General features: G+C 48.5%; 14 protein-coding genes. All 14 read left to right on the plus strand.

What is annotated here, in order from left to right; genetic code table 11:
- The first annotated feature begins 298 nt into the window (after nucleotides 1-298).
- The 14 genes from R0232_RS07955 to R0232_RS08020 all read left to right on the plus strand — a co-directional run bounded on the left by R0232_RS07955 (nucleotide 299) and on the right by R0232_RS08020 (nucleotide 16,033).
- Entirely contained in the window at nucleotides 299-1,462 is a 1,164-nt protein-coding gene (locus tag R0232_RS07955) for a polysaccharide biosynthesis/export family protein (protein ID WP_208511637.1), read from the plus strand.
- Nucleotides 1,459-1,914, plus strand: a complete 456-nt coding sequence (locus R0232_RS07960) for a low molecular weight protein-tyrosine-phosphatase (protein ID WP_208511626.1) — start codon at nucleotides 1,459-1,461, stop codon at nucleotides 1,912-1,914. Before R0232_RS07955 ends, R0232_RS07960 begins: the two co-directional genes overlap by 4 nt.
- Nucleotides 1,911-4,157 carry a polysaccharide biosynthesis tyrosine autokinase gene (locus tag R0232_RS07965; RefSeq protein ID WP_208511625.1) on the plus strand — a complete coding sequence of 749 codons (2,247 nt, stop codon included), beginning with the start codon at nucleotides 1,911-1,913 and terminating at the stop codon, nucleotides 4,155-4,157. Before R0232_RS07960 ends, R0232_RS07965 begins: the two co-directional genes overlap by 4 nt.
- Nucleotides 4,158-4,381: 224 nt before the next feature.
- Nucleotides 4,382-5,659: a Vi polysaccharide biosynthesis UDP-N-acetylglucosamine C-6 dehydrogenase TviB gene (tviB, locus tag R0232_RS07970; protein ID WP_431511784.1), complete on the plus strand. Its 1,278-nt coding sequence runs from the start codon at nucleotides 4,382-4,384 to the stop codon at nucleotides 5,657-5,659.
- Between the two features lie 16 nt (nucleotides 5,660-5,675).
- Nucleotides 5,676-6,737, plus strand: a complete 1,062-nt coding sequence (locus R0232_RS07975) for an NAD-dependent epimerase/dehydratase family protein (RefSeq protein ID WP_208511636.1) — start codon at nucleotides 5,676-5,678, stop codon at nucleotides 6,735-6,737.
- Between the two features lie 147 nt (nucleotides 6,738-6,884).
- A complete protein-coding gene (locus R0232_RS07980) occupies nucleotides 6,885-7,823 on the plus strand; it encodes a WxcM-like domain-containing protein (protein WP_431511785.1) in 939 nt (312 codons plus the stop codon).
- Entirely contained in the window at nucleotides 7,817-8,917 is a 1,101-nt protein-coding gene (locus R0232_RS07985; RefSeq protein WP_208511635.1) for a DegT/DnrJ/EryC1/StrS family aminotransferase, read from the plus strand. The genes R0232_RS07980 and R0232_RS07985 overlap by 7 nt, the downstream gene beginning before the upstream one ends.
- Nucleotides 8,895-9,503: an acyltransferase gene (locus R0232_RS07990; RefSeq protein ID WP_208511622.1), complete on the plus strand. Its 609-nt coding sequence runs from the start codon at nucleotides 8,895-8,897 to the stop codon at nucleotides 9,501-9,503. Before R0232_RS07985 ends, R0232_RS07990 begins: the two co-directional genes overlap by 23 nt.
- Nucleotides 9,500-11,041 carry an O-antigen translocase gene (locus R0232_RS07995; RefSeq protein WP_431511786.1) on the plus strand — a complete coding sequence of 514 codons (1,542 nt, stop codon included), beginning with the start codon at nucleotides 9,500-9,502 and terminating at the stop codon, nucleotides 11,039-11,041. Before R0232_RS07990 ends, R0232_RS07995 begins: the two co-directional genes overlap by 4 nt.
- Nucleotides 11,038-11,934, plus strand: coding sequence for a glycosyltransferase (locus R0232_RS08000; RefSeq protein ID WP_208511620.1), 897 nt, complete (start codon nucleotides 11,038-11,040; stop codon nucleotides 11,932-11,934). The genes R0232_RS07995 and R0232_RS08000 overlap by 4 nt, the downstream gene beginning before the upstream one ends.
- Nucleotides 11,935-12,013: 79 nt before the next feature.
- Nucleotides 12,014-12,574, plus strand: a complete 561-nt coding sequence (locus R0232_RS08005) for an acyltransferase (RefSeq protein ID WP_208511619.1) — start codon at nucleotides 12,014-12,016, stop codon at nucleotides 12,572-12,574.
- A complete protein-coding gene (locus tag R0232_RS08010; protein ID WP_408908409.1) occupies nucleotides 12,559-13,803 on the plus strand; it encodes a hypothetical protein in 1,245 nt (414 codons plus the stop codon). Before R0232_RS08005 ends, R0232_RS08010 begins: the two co-directional genes overlap by 16 nt.
- Before the next feature lie 74 nt (nucleotides 13,804-13,877).
- Nucleotides 13,878-14,906 carry a glycosyltransferase gene (locus tag R0232_RS08015; protein WP_431512874.1) on the plus strand — a complete coding sequence of 343 codons (1,029 nt, stop codon included), beginning with the start codon at nucleotides 13,878-13,880 and terminating at the stop codon, nucleotides 14,904-14,906.
- The gene (locus R0232_RS08020; protein ID WP_431511787.1) at nucleotides 14,903-16,033 is read left to right on the plus strand and encodes a glycosyltransferase family 4 protein; all 1,131 of its coding nucleotides are present in this window, start codon (nucleotides 14,903-14,905) and stop codon (nucleotides 16,031-16,033) included. Before R0232_RS08015 ends, R0232_RS08020 begins: the two co-directional genes overlap by 4 nt.
- Nucleotides 16,034-16,037 lie beyond the last annotated feature (4 nt).

The raw sequence follows: 16,037 nt of genomic DNA on the forward strand, positions 1-16,037 counted from the left end.
AAGAAAAACTTTCCAACCCATGGATCTGTGTGTTGACGCGGAGTGCTAGGTACGAGCTGTGTCAAGGGACTCGCCTATGATCGACCTGTCAAGCTGCGGTCGGACACAATCTTTTGCAACTCACAAACCGGAAATGCCCGTATCGCGAACGGCGACAATCTCCGGTTGGCCCGCTGAAGATGACCGAACGCGGGCTTGCTTGACCAACAGTCGTGCAGGGAGGCCGTCGGCCATGAGCTGCAAGCCGATGCCATGTGCTTAGAGGGCTCGACTGTTGAACAAACCAATTTGTCGTGCGATGGGGATCGATTTGAGACGCTACGTGTACCCGTTTGGGTGGGGTGCCGCCTTGGTTGGCGCGCTTTTTCTTCAAGGTTGTGCTCCGGGATTTAGCCCTACTTCAGCCTATGAGGCTGATCAGGCGCTGCCACCGGAATTTCAGTACCTTCCTGCTGACGGCGCGTCGGAAGGCGTGATCACTTCGATCTCGCCTGCGTTGATTCGTGCGCTTGCCGAAACGCAGTCCACCGCTGTTCCATCGGAGGTCAAGGTGTTATTTGGCGAGTCGCCGGTCTACACCATCGGGCCGGGCGATGTAGTGGGTGTCATAGTCTATGACCACCCCGAATTGCTACCGAATGCGGGAGCGGTCATTTCGCAAACCACCGACCCGACCGGAGTGAGCGTCGCGCCAGGCTTCATTGTCGGCGCGACCGGCCTTATCAGCTTTCCCTATATTGGGCGCATCAAGCTACAGGGCTTGACCGAAATCGAAGCTTCTGACCTCATTGCTCAAAGGATCTCCAAGTACATCAAGGATCCGCAGGTTACGGTTCGTATTCAGTCTTTTAGAAGTCGCCGCGCCTTTGTCGAAGGAGAGGTGCGCTCACCGGGGCTCCAGATTTTTACTGACGTCCCAATGACTTTGGCTGAGGCGATCAGCCGTGCAGGCGGTATTACTGCCAATGGTGATCGTTCGTTTGTGACGTTGACGCGGGGTGAAAAGACGACGCTCATCAATCTGCAAAACCTTCAAGATGTAGGAGCGGATGCCAGTCGTATCCCGCTTCAGAACGGCGATATTGTTCAAATCCGAAATAGAGATGAGAGCAAAATTTATGTGATGGGTGAAATCCTTCGCCCTTCCGCGTTACTCATGCACAACGGTCGGCTGACGCTGAATGAAGCATTGGGTGAGGCAGGCGGTCCAAACTTGGGCACCGCTCACACTGGGCAGATTTATGTCATTCGCAATAACGCAAGGGGCACACCCGCTATTTTTCATCTGAATGCGAAAAATCCTGCTGCTCTCGCTTTGGCTGAACGGTTTCCCCTGCAGCCGCGCGACGTTGTCTATATTGACCCCGTCCCCCTCGTGACCTGGAATCGCCTGGTGAGCTTGATTCTTCCGTCGGCCCAAGTTATCAATACCGGCGATGAAATCTGGTCGCGACACAGATGAAATCCATACTCACAGTCTGTATCGGCAACATCTGCAGAAGCCCAATGGCCGAGGGCTTGTTGTCGGTAGGGTTGTCACATATGCATGTCGCCTCCGCGGGTATCGGAGCATTGATTGGAAAACCCGCCGATCCGATGGCTCAAGCGCTGATGAAACAGCGAGGCATCGATATCTCGGGCCATGTTGCACAGCAAATAAATCAGTTGCTCTGCCGACAGGCTGATTTGATTCTTGTAATGGACACGGAACAACGTCGTTACTTGGAAATAAATTACCCCTTTGTTCGGGGGAAGGTTTTTCGGATTGCAGAAAATGACAAGAAAGATGTGCCAGATCCCTATAAAAAAGGCGTCGCGGAATTTGAAAGTGCGTTAGCGCTTATTGATGCAGGGGCTGATTTTTGGAAAAATCGCATCAAAAAAATAACGGAACTCGAACGCCAATCGACATGAACGCATCTCCGCAAATTCCTCTTCCCCCTCAGCTTCGAGAAGATGATGAAAAACGAATCAACCTTGCTGAATATCTGGATATCATAATCGATAACCGTTGGCTTATTGTCGCCACGGTAGTCGTTTCCATGCTCTTGGGCTTGGCGTACGGAATTTTAAGTCGGCCAATATACGAAGCAAATCTTAGTGTCCAAGTAGAGGACTCTGGAAATTCTGCGGGCAGTTTTTTGGGGGACGCCGCATCTTCGTTGTTGAGCGTGAAAACGCCGGCCACTGGAGAGATTGAGATTCTCAGATCGCGGGCGGTTCTGGGGCAAGCTGTAGAGAATTTGAAACTCTATATCAGTGCTCAGCCACGTTACGTCCCGATAATTGGAGCTTGGCTTTCTCGTCGAGCTAAAGATCTATCTGATCCTGGTTTTCTGGGATTCTCCGGTTACGTCACGGGAACAGAAAGCATCAGAGTTGCGCAGTTCGATTTACCTTCCGAATTAGAGGGCGCCAGCTTCACCTTGACGGCACAGGAGGAGGGACGGTTCATGCTGAGTCAAGCTGATCTGGAGTCTCCGTTGGAGGGGCGAATCGGCACTCTTCTCGAGAAGAAAATCAGGGGGGGCACGATTAGATTGCTGGTTAGTTCCATCGATGCAAAGCCTGGCGCCCAGTTTCGAGTTTCCCGGCAATCAAAACAGCTGGCGCTTTTGGCATTGCAAAGCAATCTCAAGGTCGGTGAAAAAGGAAAACAATCTGGCGTTCTGGACGTCACCTTGCAAAGCCCCGATGCCGAAAAGCTGACTCTCATTCTGAATGAGATTGGGCGTTTGTACATTCGGCAAAATATTGAACGAAAAGCCGCGGAGGCGGAAAAAACCCTTGGTTTTTTGGATACGGCGCTTCCTCAATTCAAAAGCCAGCTGGAAACTTCGGAGAACTTGTACAACAGTTACCGAAATCAAAATGGAACGGTCAGCCTGGACGATGAAGCTAAAAATGCGCTGACCCAGACCGTTGATTTGCAAGGAAAGCTTCTCGAGGCAGAGCAAAAGCGACGGGAGCTTTCCGCGCGATTTACAGACCAGCACCCCAGCATTCAAACCCTCGACGCCCAGATCGCAGCTTTTAAGAGCGGGATTTCCGAGGTCGACGCTCGCATTCGAAAAATGCCGATGCTGCAGCAAAATACCGTACGGATGCAGCGAGACATAAAAGTGAATACTGATTTGTATGTATCACTTCTTAATAGCTCTCTGCAAATGCGTTTGGCAAAAGAAGGTAAGGTGGGGAATGTTCGGCTATTGGATGAAGCTTTTGTTCCAGAAGTACCAGTGAAGCCGCAAAAGGGTTTGGTTGTTGCTTTTTCGCTTGTACTGGGAATCGTGCTTGGTGGAGTGGCTGCCATTTTGCGTAACTTGATCTTTGGAGGAATTCGTAATCCAAATGAAATCGAGGCGCATACCGGGTTGAGTGTTTACAGCACCATTCCGCTGAGCAAGGTGCAGCGTGTGATGGATCGAGACATCGAGAGTAAGGTGGGGGGTGTCCACGTATTGGCGAACTCTCATACAGAAGACCCCGCTATTGAAAGTCTCCGGAGTCTTCGGACAGCACTGCAATTTGCAATGCTCGAAGCTTCCAATAATCGAATAATCATCACAGGAGCTACTCCAGGGGTGGGGAAGACTTTTGTTTCGGTAAACTTTTCCGCAATTGCGGCTGCCTCTGGAAAGCGAGTGCTTCTGGTTGATGCTGATTTACGAAAAGGGCGAGTCAATCAATTTTTCTCGATGAATCGAACTACAGGTCTCTCGGAACTGATTGCAGGAACGAGTACTCGTCAAAATTCAATTCACTCTCAACTCCTTCCGAATTTGGATGTAATTACCACTGGTGTGCTTCCTCCGAATCCAGCGGAACTGCTCATGAGTGAGTCTTTTTCACAATTGCTGGACTCCTTCTCTGCTGACTATGACCTCGTGGTAATCGATACAGCGCCTGTGCTGGTCGCAACAGACACCACGGCTGTCGCTCCGTTGGCTGGCACTCTCCTGCTCGTTGCAAGAGCTGAAAAGACGCACCTCGGCGAACTAAATGAAAGCGTGCGAAGACTTGCTCATGCCGGGTGCGCGGCAAACGGTGTCATTCTGAACGCCGTAGATTTGTCGAGACGCCACATTGGAAGCCACGGCTACAAATATGGTGGCTATAGGTATACGCACTACGCATATAAGGAGCCGACGGAATGAGTCACTTTGATGCTCGACATTCGCTAGATGTCTCGTGACTTTGACGGGTGAGGCCTGCTTAACGTGAGCAACGAGAGAATAAATTGTTATGAACGCCTCGTGTCCGGTTTTTATAAATTTTGCCTTAAATAGATTGTCAAATTTGCAAAATTGAGCTCGGCAGCTTTACCTAAGTTGAAGCTGTCGGAAGTGAGTTGATTTCAAGGTTTTGAATTGGGAAAAAAATGGAAATCGAAGGTAAGGTTATTGCCGTTATCGGATTGGGTTACGTGGGATTGCCCCTGGCGGTAGAGTTTGGTCGAGGCCAAAAGGTGATCGGGTTCGATATCAATCCGAAAAGAATTTCTGAACTCCAGGGCGGTAAGGATGGCACACTAGAGGTTGAATCCAAGGAGTTGGCGGAAGCTTCCTTTCTGCAATATAGCCATTCGCTCGAGGATTTGAGGGCGTGCGAAATATTTATCGTCACCGTTCCCACTCCGGTGGATGCCGCAAACCGGCCTGACATGACGCCTCTTGTTAAGGCCAGCGAGAGCATCGGAAAAGTGATGCGTCCAGGTGCAATTGTTATATACGAATCCACTGTATATCCGGGAGCGACTGAGGAAGTTTGCGTTCCGACTCTGGAACGATTCAGCGGGATGAAATTCAACGTTGACTTTTTCTGCGGCTATAGCCCCGAGCGTATTAATCCTGGCGACAAAGAGCACCGCCTGCCTACGATTAAAAAAGTCACTAGCGGAAGCACCCCTGAAGTGGCCGATGCTGTGGACCGGCTATACAAGCAAATCATTACTGCTGGAACTCACAAAGCCAGCAGCATCAAAGTGGCGGAAGCGGCAAAAGTCATCGAAAATACTCAACGAGATATTAACATTGCGTTGATGAATGAATTGAGTTTGATTTTTCATAAGTTGAACATTGATACGCTGGAAGTGCTTCAGGCGGCTGGAACGAAGTGGAATTTTCTGCCATTTCGGCCGGGTTTGGTCGGGGGCCATTGCATCGGTGTAGATCCGTACTATCTCACCCACAAGGCTCAGGAAGTAGGCTATCACCCAGAAGTCATCTTGGCCGGTCGGCGAGTCAATGACAATATGGCCAGCCATGTCGCTGACGAAACCATCAAATTGATGCTCCGCAAAGGATTTCCGGTTCTTGGAAGCAAAATTCTTGTTCTTGGGTTGACCTTTAAAGAGGACTGCCCTGACGTTCGAAATACCAAAGTGGTCGATATCGTGCGTGCCTTGAAAAGCTACAACGCACAAGTTGACATTTACGATCCCTGGATCGAAATCTCGGAGGCCGAGCATGAGTACGGGCTCAAGTGTTTGTCAGAAATGCCATTAAATGGTCAATATGCAGCGATAGTATTGGCGGTGGGTCACCATCAGTTTATCTCATTGGGCATTGATGAAATAAAAGCGCTTGGCCAAGCTAACGCAGTTTTGTTTGACGTTAAAAGCGTCTTTCCTCTTGGTGCGGCAGATGGGCGACTTTGAAGTTGTGAGCACCAATATGAATTCCACGGCGATAAAAATTGAAGATGCACGCGACTATGAGCAACTCAAGTTGCAGCTCATTAAACGCCCGTACGTTTGGCTTGTTACGGGAGTGGCTGGCTTCATTGGGAGCAATCTTCTGGAGACTTTGCTCAAGTTGAATCAGCGCGTAGTGGGAATAGATAATTTTGCGACAGGCCATCAAAAAAACCTTGATGAGGTCCAAGGGACGGTCTCTTTTGAGCAATGGAGTAATTTTTCATTTATTCGAGGTGATATTCGCAGTTTGGCCGATTGTCACTCAGCATGCAGCGGGGTCGATTATGTGCTGCATCAGGCTGCGCTTGGAAGCGTGCCTCGAAGCTTGGCGGATCCCATTGCGACCAATAACGTAAACATCGATGGGTTTTTGAATATGCTGGTCGCCGCCCGTGATGCGGGCGTAAGAAGCTTTACTTATGCGGCAAGCAGTAGCACGTATGGTGATCATCCTGAACTCCCCAAACGGGAAAATACGATTGGGAAGCCGCTAAGCCCATACGCCGTTACAAAATATGTAAATGAGCTCTATGCGGAGGTGTTTTCTCGCAACTATGGTTTTCATTCCATAGGATTGAGATATTTTAATGTTTTTGGGAAAAGACAAGACCCGAATGGTGCTTACGCCGCCGTAATTCCTAAGTGGGTTGATTCTTTAATAAGTGGTGAAGCTGTTTATATTAATGGGGATGGAGAGACTAGTCGCGATTTTTGTTTTGTCGAAAATGCAGTGCAAGCTAATCTGCTCGCAGCTACCACCGAGCTCATTGGTGCAAAGAATCAGGTCTATAACGTTGCGGTTGGCGCGCGTACAACACTCACCGCGCTGTTTAAATTGTTGAGGGAAAACCTCCGGCCTCATGGTGTCGGACAGGATGCTGAGCCGATATACAGAGAGACCCGTGCGGGAGATGTTAAGCACAGTCAGGCGGACATCGAAAAGGCAAAAGTCTTGTTGAAATACCGTCCCACGCATACTTTGGAGCTCGGGATTTCAGTTGCTATTCCATGGTACGTGTCCCACAGGGCTATAAAGTAGCGGCGTTCAGCAGTACTATTGAGAATTTTGGCTGGCCGGATGCGTGGTTTTTGTGTATTGCAATTCTACATTGGCCAACTAATTGTTAGCTCATTTTTTGAGCAAAACTGATCGGCTCTGTATGCCAAATGAGTTTGGGAGATTTCGATGTCGAGTTCTTTTGTGCATCCACTTGCCGATGTAAAGTCCACCCGAATTGGAGAGAATAGCCGAGTGTGGCAATTTTCGATCGTTCTTCCTGGTGCTGAAATCGGAAGAGATGTGAATATCTGTTCGCATTGCTTCATCGAAGACGATGTAGTTATCGGAAATGGAGTTACCATAAAAAATGGCGTTCAGATCTGGAACGGCCTGCGGATAGAAGATGGGGTGTTTATTGGACCCAACGTGTCATTCTCCAATGACAGATTTCCACGAAGTCGTGAATGGCCGGCAACGTTCGCGGTAACAAAAATCCGTGAGCGCGCATCTATTGGTGCTGGTGCTGTGGTACTTCCGGGGGTAGAAATCGGGCGGAATGCAATGATAGGTGCCGGGGCAGTCGTTACGCGATCGGTTCCACCGAATGCTATTGTGGTGGGAAATCCTGCAAAGATTGTTGGCTATGTGGATGCGGCCCGGGGCGAAAAAATCGCACCCGCACCCAGCATTTCGGAAGTTGGGCCGCTCAACACCCGAGTTAAAGGTGTAGCGCTATACAACATGCCGCGTGTGGCTGATATCCGAGGCAGCCTCACAGTCGGGGAATTTGAGCGTAGCATTCCATTTCCAGTAAAGCGCTATTTCATGGTTTTTGACGTCCCAAGTGTTGAAACCCGAGGGGAGCATGCACATCGCGAATGCCATCAGTTTCTGATTTGTGTGCGCGGAAGTTGCGCGGTGGTTGCGGATGATGGATCCAATCGGCAGGAATTCTTGCTGGATCGTCCAGACGTCGGAGTGCATCTGCCACCTATGATTTGGGGGATCCAGTACAAATATTCTTCAGATGCGGTGCTTCTGGTTTTTGCATCACATCATTATGAAAATAGCGATTACATTCGTGACTACTCAGAATTTGGTCGACTGATTGGAGAGAAATCGTGATCCAATTTCTGGACCTGAAGGCACCGTATCTTGAACTCCGATCCGAGATCGATGAAGCGGTTTCCCGCGTCGTGGAATCGGGTTGGTTTATTGGAGGTGAGGAGGTTGAGCTTTTCGAAGCAGACTATGCAAAGCATTGTGGAGTTGCATATGCTGTTGGCGTCGCAAATGGTCTAGATGCATTGCACCTTGCGCTCAGAGCAATGGATATCGGTGCAGGCCACGAGGTTATAGTTCCGAGCAATACCTATATTGCTACTTGGTTGGCAGTCAGCCAATGTGGAGCCATTCCGGTACCTGTCGAGGCAGATCCCGCAACGCAAAATATCGACCCTACACGCGTAGAAGCTGCGATTAGTCCTAGGACCAAGGCAATCCTCCCCGTACACCTATACGGTCAGCCGGCAGATATGGATCCTATTCTAGCTATTGCCCAAAAATATGGACTGATGGTGCTCGAAGATGGGGCGCAGGCCCATGGTGCGCGCTACAAGGGTAAGCCTTTGGGAGGGCATGGTGATGCCGTTGCTTGGAGTTTTTATCCAGGGAAGAATCTAGGGGCAATGGGGGACGCTGGAGCGGTTACGACAAATGATAGAGAAATTGCTGACCGAATTCGCATTCTCAGAAACTACGGTTCCAGAATAAAGTACGTGAATGAAGTGCTCGGGTACAACAGTAGATTGGATCCGATGCAGGCTGCAATTCTTCGTGTGAAGCTTAAATATTTAGATGCCTGGAATCTTCGTAGACAGGAAATTGCGAACCGATACCAAGAGGGTTTGTCGACGCTCGACTTGATTCTTCCTCACGTCCCTGAGTGGGCGGAATCCGCTTGGCACCTCTATGTTGTTCGACATTCTCAGCGTGACATGTTGCAAAAATCTCTCGCAGATGGTGGCGTAGGTACGTTAATTCATTACCCAATTCCTCCGCATCTTCAAAAAGCATATGCTCATGAAAAATGGAAAGAAGGGGTTTTTCCGATTGCTGAACAATTGGCAAATGAAGTTTTGAGCTTGCCGATAGGACCTCATCTAGGACTTGATGACGTGAGTCAAATTATTAGCGATGTCAAGCGCATTCTGGCATAAAAGGCTTGCCCCAAAATTGGGGCGATTATTTTGGCGTTTGATTCAAGCCCCACGAATTTTCTTCTACAAATGCATCTCGAGTTGTCGGGTTATTGGTCGTCCGACGCTGTATCAGCCGCTCTTAACGCCTGGAAAAGGGGTTGTGGAATTTTCTGGGAAGGTGTCAATCGGAGTTTTTCCTTCTCCATACTTTCTTGTCACCTATGCCCATATTGAAGCGCGGCATTCGTCGGCAACTGTAAAGATAGACGGAGGGACTTGGATAAACAATAATTTCTGTGCCATTGCAGAATATTCGGAGATTCATATAGGGCGAAGAGTTCTCATCGGTTCAAACGTGGAGATTTATGACAGTGATTTTCACGGCATAAAATTAGTGGATAGGCGTAGGTCCAATCCCGCCCACGCCAAGCCAGTGCGGATAGGAGATGATGTCTTTGTTGGATCGAACGTTCGAATACTGAAAGGTGTTAATGTTGGCGAGGGGGCCGTGGTCGCCAATAGCGCGGTAGTTATTCGTGATGTGGATCCCTACACCATAGTTGGTGGAAACCCGGCGCGTGTAATTGGATATGTTCCCAAATGACTCACGCCGGATATCGAGGGATATTACGCTCGACCTCTATCATTGGTGGGGCGTCCATTGTAAATATATTAATAGGCTTGATTCGCGTAAAGGTTGCCGCAACATTTCTTGGACCTGCTGGTATCGGACTGATCGGGCTGATGACCAATTTGATTGGTGTCGCTTCGAACGTTGCGGCTTTGGGACTAGGAACCGTTGGGACAAAGCAAATTGCCGAAGCCGCGGCCTCCAAGGTGCCGGACGATTTACAGGCTTCCAGAAGAATTCTTTTTTGGGCAACGACGTTGTCGGCGTTGCTTGGAGGGGCGATATTTTGGGTTATTCGAGATATCGTCGCAAATCATATATTGGCGGGGGCTCTAAGTGCCGATCAAGTTGGCTGGTTGAGCATTGGCGTAACTTTAACTGTCATAGCGGGCTCGCAAGTTGCGCTGCTTAACGGACTTCGACGTATTGGAGACCTCGCACGACAAAGCGTCTACTCCGCCGCTCTTGGCACCGCTACTGCTTGCTTGGCGCTCTACTTTTGGCGAGTTGATGCAGTAATTGTTTTTGTTCTGTTGCCCCTCGCATTTAGCTGCTTTTTTGGGTTCACCTATACCAGAAAAATACCAAGGACTGCGACTTCTCAGGTACTACATTGGCGAGAGGCTATTGAGAAAATGAGCCCTATTTTTCGTTTAGGGCTTGCGATTATGTTTGCGGGCCTCGCTATGACGGTGGGCCAACTCTGCGTCCGGACCATCATTCAACGGCAATTGGGGGTTGAGGCGTTAGGTCTCTTTGAATCATCGTGGATGATCTCCATGACATACATCGGATTTGTACTCAAGGCGATGGGCACTGATTACTATCCAAGACTAACGAAAGACATCTCGAACAGCAAAACTACGAACCGAGTCGTGAATGAGCAAACCGAGGTTGCATTGTTGCTGGCCGCGCCTGTTTTCTTGGCAATGTTCACCATGTCACCATGGGTAATCCAACTACTCTATTCCGAGCGATTTCTCGGAGCGGTGGGAATTCTCCGATGGCAGATTATTGGTGACCTTTTGAAGGTGCTGAGTTGGCCCTTGGGCTACGTGCTCCTAGCTGCAGGAAAAGGTAGGCTTTTCATGCTCTGTGAAACAACAGTGGTGCTGGTTTTTGTCTTGTCTAGCTGGGTGGCCATTCCGCTTATTGGATTGCAGGGGGCAGGAGTTGGATTTTTATTGATGTATGTGGTCTTGTTGCCGTTGGTTCATTTTCTTGTAAAGACCAAAACGAATTTTCACTGGGAAAAGTTCGTATTTTTCTATGCATTATCTATTTGCTGTGCATTTTTATCTATCTATGTGCTGAGTCTTTGGAATCAGCCGGTATCGAATGCATGGGGGGGTGTGTTGACTATTGGATTCTCTCTGTTTGGCGTCCATCGCTTGTCTACTCTGGCTGGGTTTTCGAAGTACGGAAATTCTCGAGTGGCAAAGATTTCAAGCAAACTAATGAAATCAGCGATAGAAAAATATGAGATCGCAAAGAAGGGATTCAAAAAATGAATAACGTCACCCCTTTGGTTTCAGTTCACTTGATCTGCTTCAATCAGAAGGACTACATCCGTGAAACGCTAGATAGCATTCTGCAACAAGAATACGAGAATATAGAAATTATTGTTGCAGATGATGGGTCGACTGACGGGACCGCAGAAATAATTCTTGAGTATGCAGAAAAAAACAAGAAAATAGTTCCTCTCGTCGGCGGAATAAATCTCGGAATAACGGGGAATAGCAATAGAGGGCTGCAAAAATGCAATGGGGAATATGTTGCATTTTTGGGCGGGGATGACTTGATGGCGCCGAATAAGATTGTCCGTCAAGTTGAATTCATGATGGCAAACCCGGGGGTTGCCGTTTCCTATCACAATCTGGATGTGTTTGATTCGGAAAGTGGAAATACCATCCGACCGCTAAACAAAAAAAATAGCTATTCCGGATTTTGCGCAGATTACGTCAAGCGCGGATGTGTCAACGGAGGCTCTTCAACGATGATCAGAGCCAGTGCGATCCCGGATAAGGGATTTGATCCAGTCTTTCCGGTCGCTTCGGATTGGTTCTTCTGGGTTCAAGCCATGATGAAATCAGGCGGAAAAATCGAGTATCTTGACCTCGTTCTCGGACGCTATCGCCGGCATGATCGCAATGTAACTAGCCAGCTTTCTCCTTTTGCGACGCAGGGGTTGCGAGACTCAATTGCAACTTGCGCACGGATCATGTTGGACTATCCCTCACTTGCGTCCAACGCCTGTTACCGACTTGGCGTTCTACTTCGTGCTCAGCGTTTCAGTGGATCTTATTTCATGAGGTTGCTAGCGAGCTTGCATGTTTCATTCCAAATAAAAACATTATTTCTAATTTTTCTTTATGTGATCTCGTTTGGTCGAATAAAAGCGTGAGTGTCATAGGCGTAGTCGCGCGACGACGAGTTGAGTGGGGATGAAAAATTGAAAGATTGCAGCTATATCTTGGAGGGGTATGAGGGTCTTTAAGTCTTTGATCTCGTATGGGATTTCATTAATAAAGGCGAAATTCAAGCCGGTCGATTATGCTCGCTCTCTGGGTGTGTCGATTGGGCGAGATGTCAAAATCTTCTCGCTGCATCCTGGTGCTTTCGGGTCAGAGCCGTATCTTGTGACGATTGGTGATGGTGTTATTTTGACCGCAAATGTAAAATTCATCACCCATGATGGCAGCACATTTATTTTTAGGAAAGCCTTCCCAGATTTGGATGTAATGGGTCCAATTCGAATTGGCGATAACACATTCATTGGTTCGGGTTCGACAATTCTTCCTGGGGTAAGCATTGGGAAAAATTGTGTAATCGGAGCAATGTCCGTCGTGACGCGCCCTATTCCAGATGATTGTGTCGCTGTTGGTGCGCCTGCGAAGGTACTGGGCGATACAAATTCATTTATGCGTGCGCTTCTAGAGAAAAATGCGGGCACTGGGGCTTTGAGCGAATCGGAAAAACGACTCAAACTGCAATCCATGGTTTCGGTATTTGATGAAGAGGGACGTGAGTGGCTGGTTCGTTAAGTCAGGTGAACTCGATATATTCGGGTCATGCCCAGCCAAACCGTCTACGCTTGCTGGTTGCCGGAGTACTTGCGTTTTCTATCAGTTACAACATCACTTTTAGAGCTGCCGAGACTTTAACGAGCGGCAGAGTCGCCGTGATCGTCATGATGATTTGGTGGCTATTTTCCCGCGAGCCATCGATTTTTCGTCGATTTGATTGGCGGGCACTATTGGTGTTTCTGCCACTTCCATATGTCATATTGCAATTGATTTTGGTTGGAGATTTTGGCCAGGCCAGTAGATTTCTTCATTTGGCTTTTTATTCCTATCTCGGCGGGTTATTAATCTCCCAGTTGGTTGATGATCTTCGTGGGATTTTTTGGATATTTCTAATTTCCGCATCGGTGCAGGCACTTTTCTTAATATATTCTTTTGTGGATATAGGATATCGGGCTTGGCTGGATGCAACTGTAATAACAGGCGGAAATTTCGACGTTTTTAATATGTACAGGGCTCCTGGATTTACGAGCAATGCTGGAGCATCGCTTTCGTTCGTGCAATCTCTTGGAGTACTGAATGGGGGCTTTCTTTTGATGGGGCCTCAGAAAATAAATTCCAGACTTCAGATGTGGTGCGTACTGGGACTAATGATCCTTTGCTCCGTTTCCTGCTCTATCGTCGGACGGACGGGTTTGTTTTTGTCTCTTTTGTTTATATTTTTGACTGCGATCTATGCCCGGGGGACGCGGAAGCTGATTTTTTCCGCGTTGCCAATTTTTTTAGTCCTCCTTTACTTCGTCCTGCCGGCGGCTGGAGATTTAATTTCTCCGGATGTTTCCATTGATTGGTTGGTCAATTGGATGTTAGGCATTTTTTCTGAGGATGACCAGACGTTCTCTGCTCTTGCCTCGATGCCGATTCCTCCGATCGACCAAGTGGACTCTTGGGTGGGGCGTGGATTGGTAAGCATCATAGATGGCGTAAATCCGAGTGGGCACGACAGCGGATTTGTTCAAGCCTATTATTCAATGGGGCTTTTCTTTTCCGCAATACTGTTTGCCGCATATTTTTATGTGCTTGTTCGCCTTCTTTCATGGTTGCCTCCTACCTTGAAATGGTTGCTTGTGTTTATATTTTTTTCAATCGAGATAAAAGAGCCATTTCTTTTCAAGTACGCGTTGATGTTCATGCTCGTGGCGATTTATCCATTGGCGAAAAAAATGACTCACCAAGGTCAAAGGCCGTGAAGATACTGTTCCTAATTAGCTCGCTAGGACCGGGCGGGGCGGAACGTGTCGCTAGCACGCTGTGTAATGCATGGGTGCAGCGCGGCGATTCCGTCACGTTGCTTCCAACCTTTTCTGGAGGGGGGGAGCCTTTCTATCCTTTGGATGAGCGGGTTGAGTTGCTGTATTTGGCAAATTTGGTTGGAGCGGCGAGTGGTCGGAATAAAAAATACTTTAAACGGTTGTTGGCTATAAGACGAGTTATTTTTGAGAGAGCACCAAACGTCATAGTTTCATTTTTGCCGAATGTCAACGTTGCAGCTTTGCTGGCAAACTTAGGTACAGGCATTCCTTGCATCGTATGCGAGCGCAGTGATCCTTCGGTTTTACCCATGGCTCGTATTTGGAAGCTAGGATGCAAGGCTTTGTATCGCACCGCAAAATTGGTAACTGTTCAAACGGAGGCGGTCGCAAAAAAAATAAAAGAAATCTATCCCTGCCTGCCACGTGTAGCCGTTTTGGCAAATCCATTGCCGGAAGATGTTTTTCTGCACGTTGCGGAGGGAAGGAATAGTACACGGAAGATACTGATCGCCATTGGTCGACTTTCCGAAGAGAAAAAGGTCGGCGCTATGATTGAAGCATTCGCAGCTTTAGCTGCCCAAAACCTCAATTGGGATTTTCATATCTACGGCGATGGTCCGCTGCGCTCGAAAATTGACATGGGGATCAAAAATCTTGCTTTGGAAAATAGAGTTTTTCTGAAGGGTAGGACAAGCGAGCCTTGGCGAGTAATGGCAGAGGCGCATATTTTCATCATTGCTTCTGAGTATGAAGGTTTTCCTAATGCTTTGCTCGAGGCTATGGGTGTGGGCTTACCTTGTATCGCGGTCGATTGCCCGAGCGGACCGAGGGAAATCACAAGCAATGGAATCGCCGGGAAATTGATTCCCATGAATCAGCCTGAAACATTGATTCAGGCGGTATCAGAGTTGATGTCGGATGAAAGCGCTCGGCTGCGGCTCGGAAAATTGGCCAGGGAATACGTAAAAACTCATTATTCCCTCGCCACTGTACTCAAGGAATGGGACGCTTTGTTCCATGACATTGGAGCTGTCACTTGATCGTTGTACACGTTATCGTTGGGTTGGGTGTGGGAGGCGCAGAAATGATGCTGAGACGATTGGTCGCCGCACAGCGGGAGTCACACGGTTCCCAGCATCTTGTATTTTCGTTGACTGAAATAGGACCCATTGGTGCGCGCTTAATAGGTGAAGGATTCACGGTGGAGGCGATGGGAATGAAATCGTCTCTCTATGCACCGATTGCGTTCTTCAAGTTGTTTTTCAGAATTCGAAAAATTGAGCCCGACATTGTCCAAACATGGATGTATCACGCTGATTTCATAGGAGGGCTGGCCGCGAGGTTTGCGGGGGTAAAGCGGATTATTTGGGGAGTTCGCACAACCGATATTTCTAAAGGTGGGTCACCTATTACATCCGCCATACGATGGATTTGCGCTCGAATTTCCTGTCATATCCCAATGAAAATCGTTTGTGCCGCCGAAGCAGCTAGGAAAGCACATGCTAAATTGGGGTATTGCGAAGACCGCATGCTCGTTATTCCGAACGGTTTCGAAATGAATTTATTTCACGCGGAAGAGGGGCACGTCCTCGCGCTGCGTGATCAATGCGGGTTTGATAGAAGTCACGTCGTTATAGGGTGTATGGGGCGATTTAATATCGTCAAAGATCAGAAGAATTTTATTCAAGCGGCCAAACTGATCGCGGCGACAAATCCTCGGGCGAGATTCTTGATGGTTGGGCGAGGCTGTGATGCCGAAAATGTCGAGTTGATGAACTGGTTGAGAGAAAGTGGCTCGATGCCGCTCTTTACTCTACTGGGGCATCGATCAGATGTTGCGACTTGTCTGGCCGCTATGGATATTTTTGTACTGCCATCTCGGACCGAGGGATTTCCCAATGCCCTAGCAGAAGCCATGGCAATGTCCCGCGTGTGTGTCAGCACCGATGTTGGGGATGCCGCCAGTGTGTTAGGAGATTGTGGTGTTGTCGTGGCAGCCGAAGATTCGGAAGCTCTTGCCGGCGGAATTTCTCTAGCCATGGATTTGACCTCCTTTGACCGTCGGCAGCTGGGAGAAAGAGCGCGCCTGCGCGTGGCAACAGAATTTTCGATGGACCGATGCGTGGAAAAGTTCTCCGCAGTTTATACAGAGATAATTAAATCATAAAAGG

Origin of the sequence: Variovorax sp. DAIF25 (assembly GCF_050711835.1) — a bacterium.
In the GTDB taxonomy this organism is placed as follows: Bacteria; Pseudomonadota; Gammaproteobacteria; order Burkholderiales; family Burkholderiaceae_C; genus Variovorax.

What these genes read in the sequence shown, in the direction of transcription:
- R0232_RS07955 (WP_208511637.1), top strand. Translation starts at nt 299, where the DNA reads ATGGGGATCGATTTGAGACGCTACGTGTACCCGTTTGGGTGGGGTGCC.
- R0232_RS07960 (WP_208511626.1), top strand. Translation starts at nt 1,459, where the DNA reads ATGAAATCCATACTCACAGTCTGTATCGGCAACATCTGCAGAAGCCCA.
- R0232_RS07965 (WP_208511625.1), top strand. Translation starts at nt 1,911, where the DNA reads ATGAACGCATCTCCGCAAATTCCTCTTCCCCCTCAGCTTCGAGAAGAT.
- tviB (WP_431511784.1), top strand. Translation starts at nt 4,382, where the DNA reads ATGGAAATCGAAGGTAAGGTTATTGCCGTTATCGGATTGGGTTACGTG.
- R0232_RS07975 (WP_208511636.1), top strand. Translation starts at nt 5,676, where the DNA reads ATGAATTCCACGGCGATAAAAATTGAAGATGCACGCGACTATGAGCAA.
- R0232_RS07980 (WP_431511785.1), top strand. Translation starts at nt 6,885, where the DNA reads ATGTCGAGTTCTTTTGTGCATCCACTTGCCGATGTAAAGTCCACCCGA.
- R0232_RS07990 (WP_208511622.1), top strand. Translation starts at nt 8,895, where the DNA reads ATGTCAAGCGCATTCTGGCATAAAAGGCTTGCCCCAAAATTGGGGCGA.
- R0232_RS07995 (WP_431511786.1), top strand. Translation starts at nt 9,500, where the DNA reads ATGACTCACGCCGGATATCGAGGGATATTACGCTCGACCTCTATCATT.
- R0232_RS08000 (WP_208511620.1), top strand. Translation starts at nt 11,038, where the DNA reads ATGAATAACGTCACCCCTTTGGTTTCAGTTCACTTGATCTGCTTCAAT.
- R0232_RS08005 (WP_208511619.1), top strand. Translation starts at nt 12,014, where the DNA reads ATGAGGGTCTTTAAGTCTTTGATCTCGTATGGGATTTCATTAATAAAG.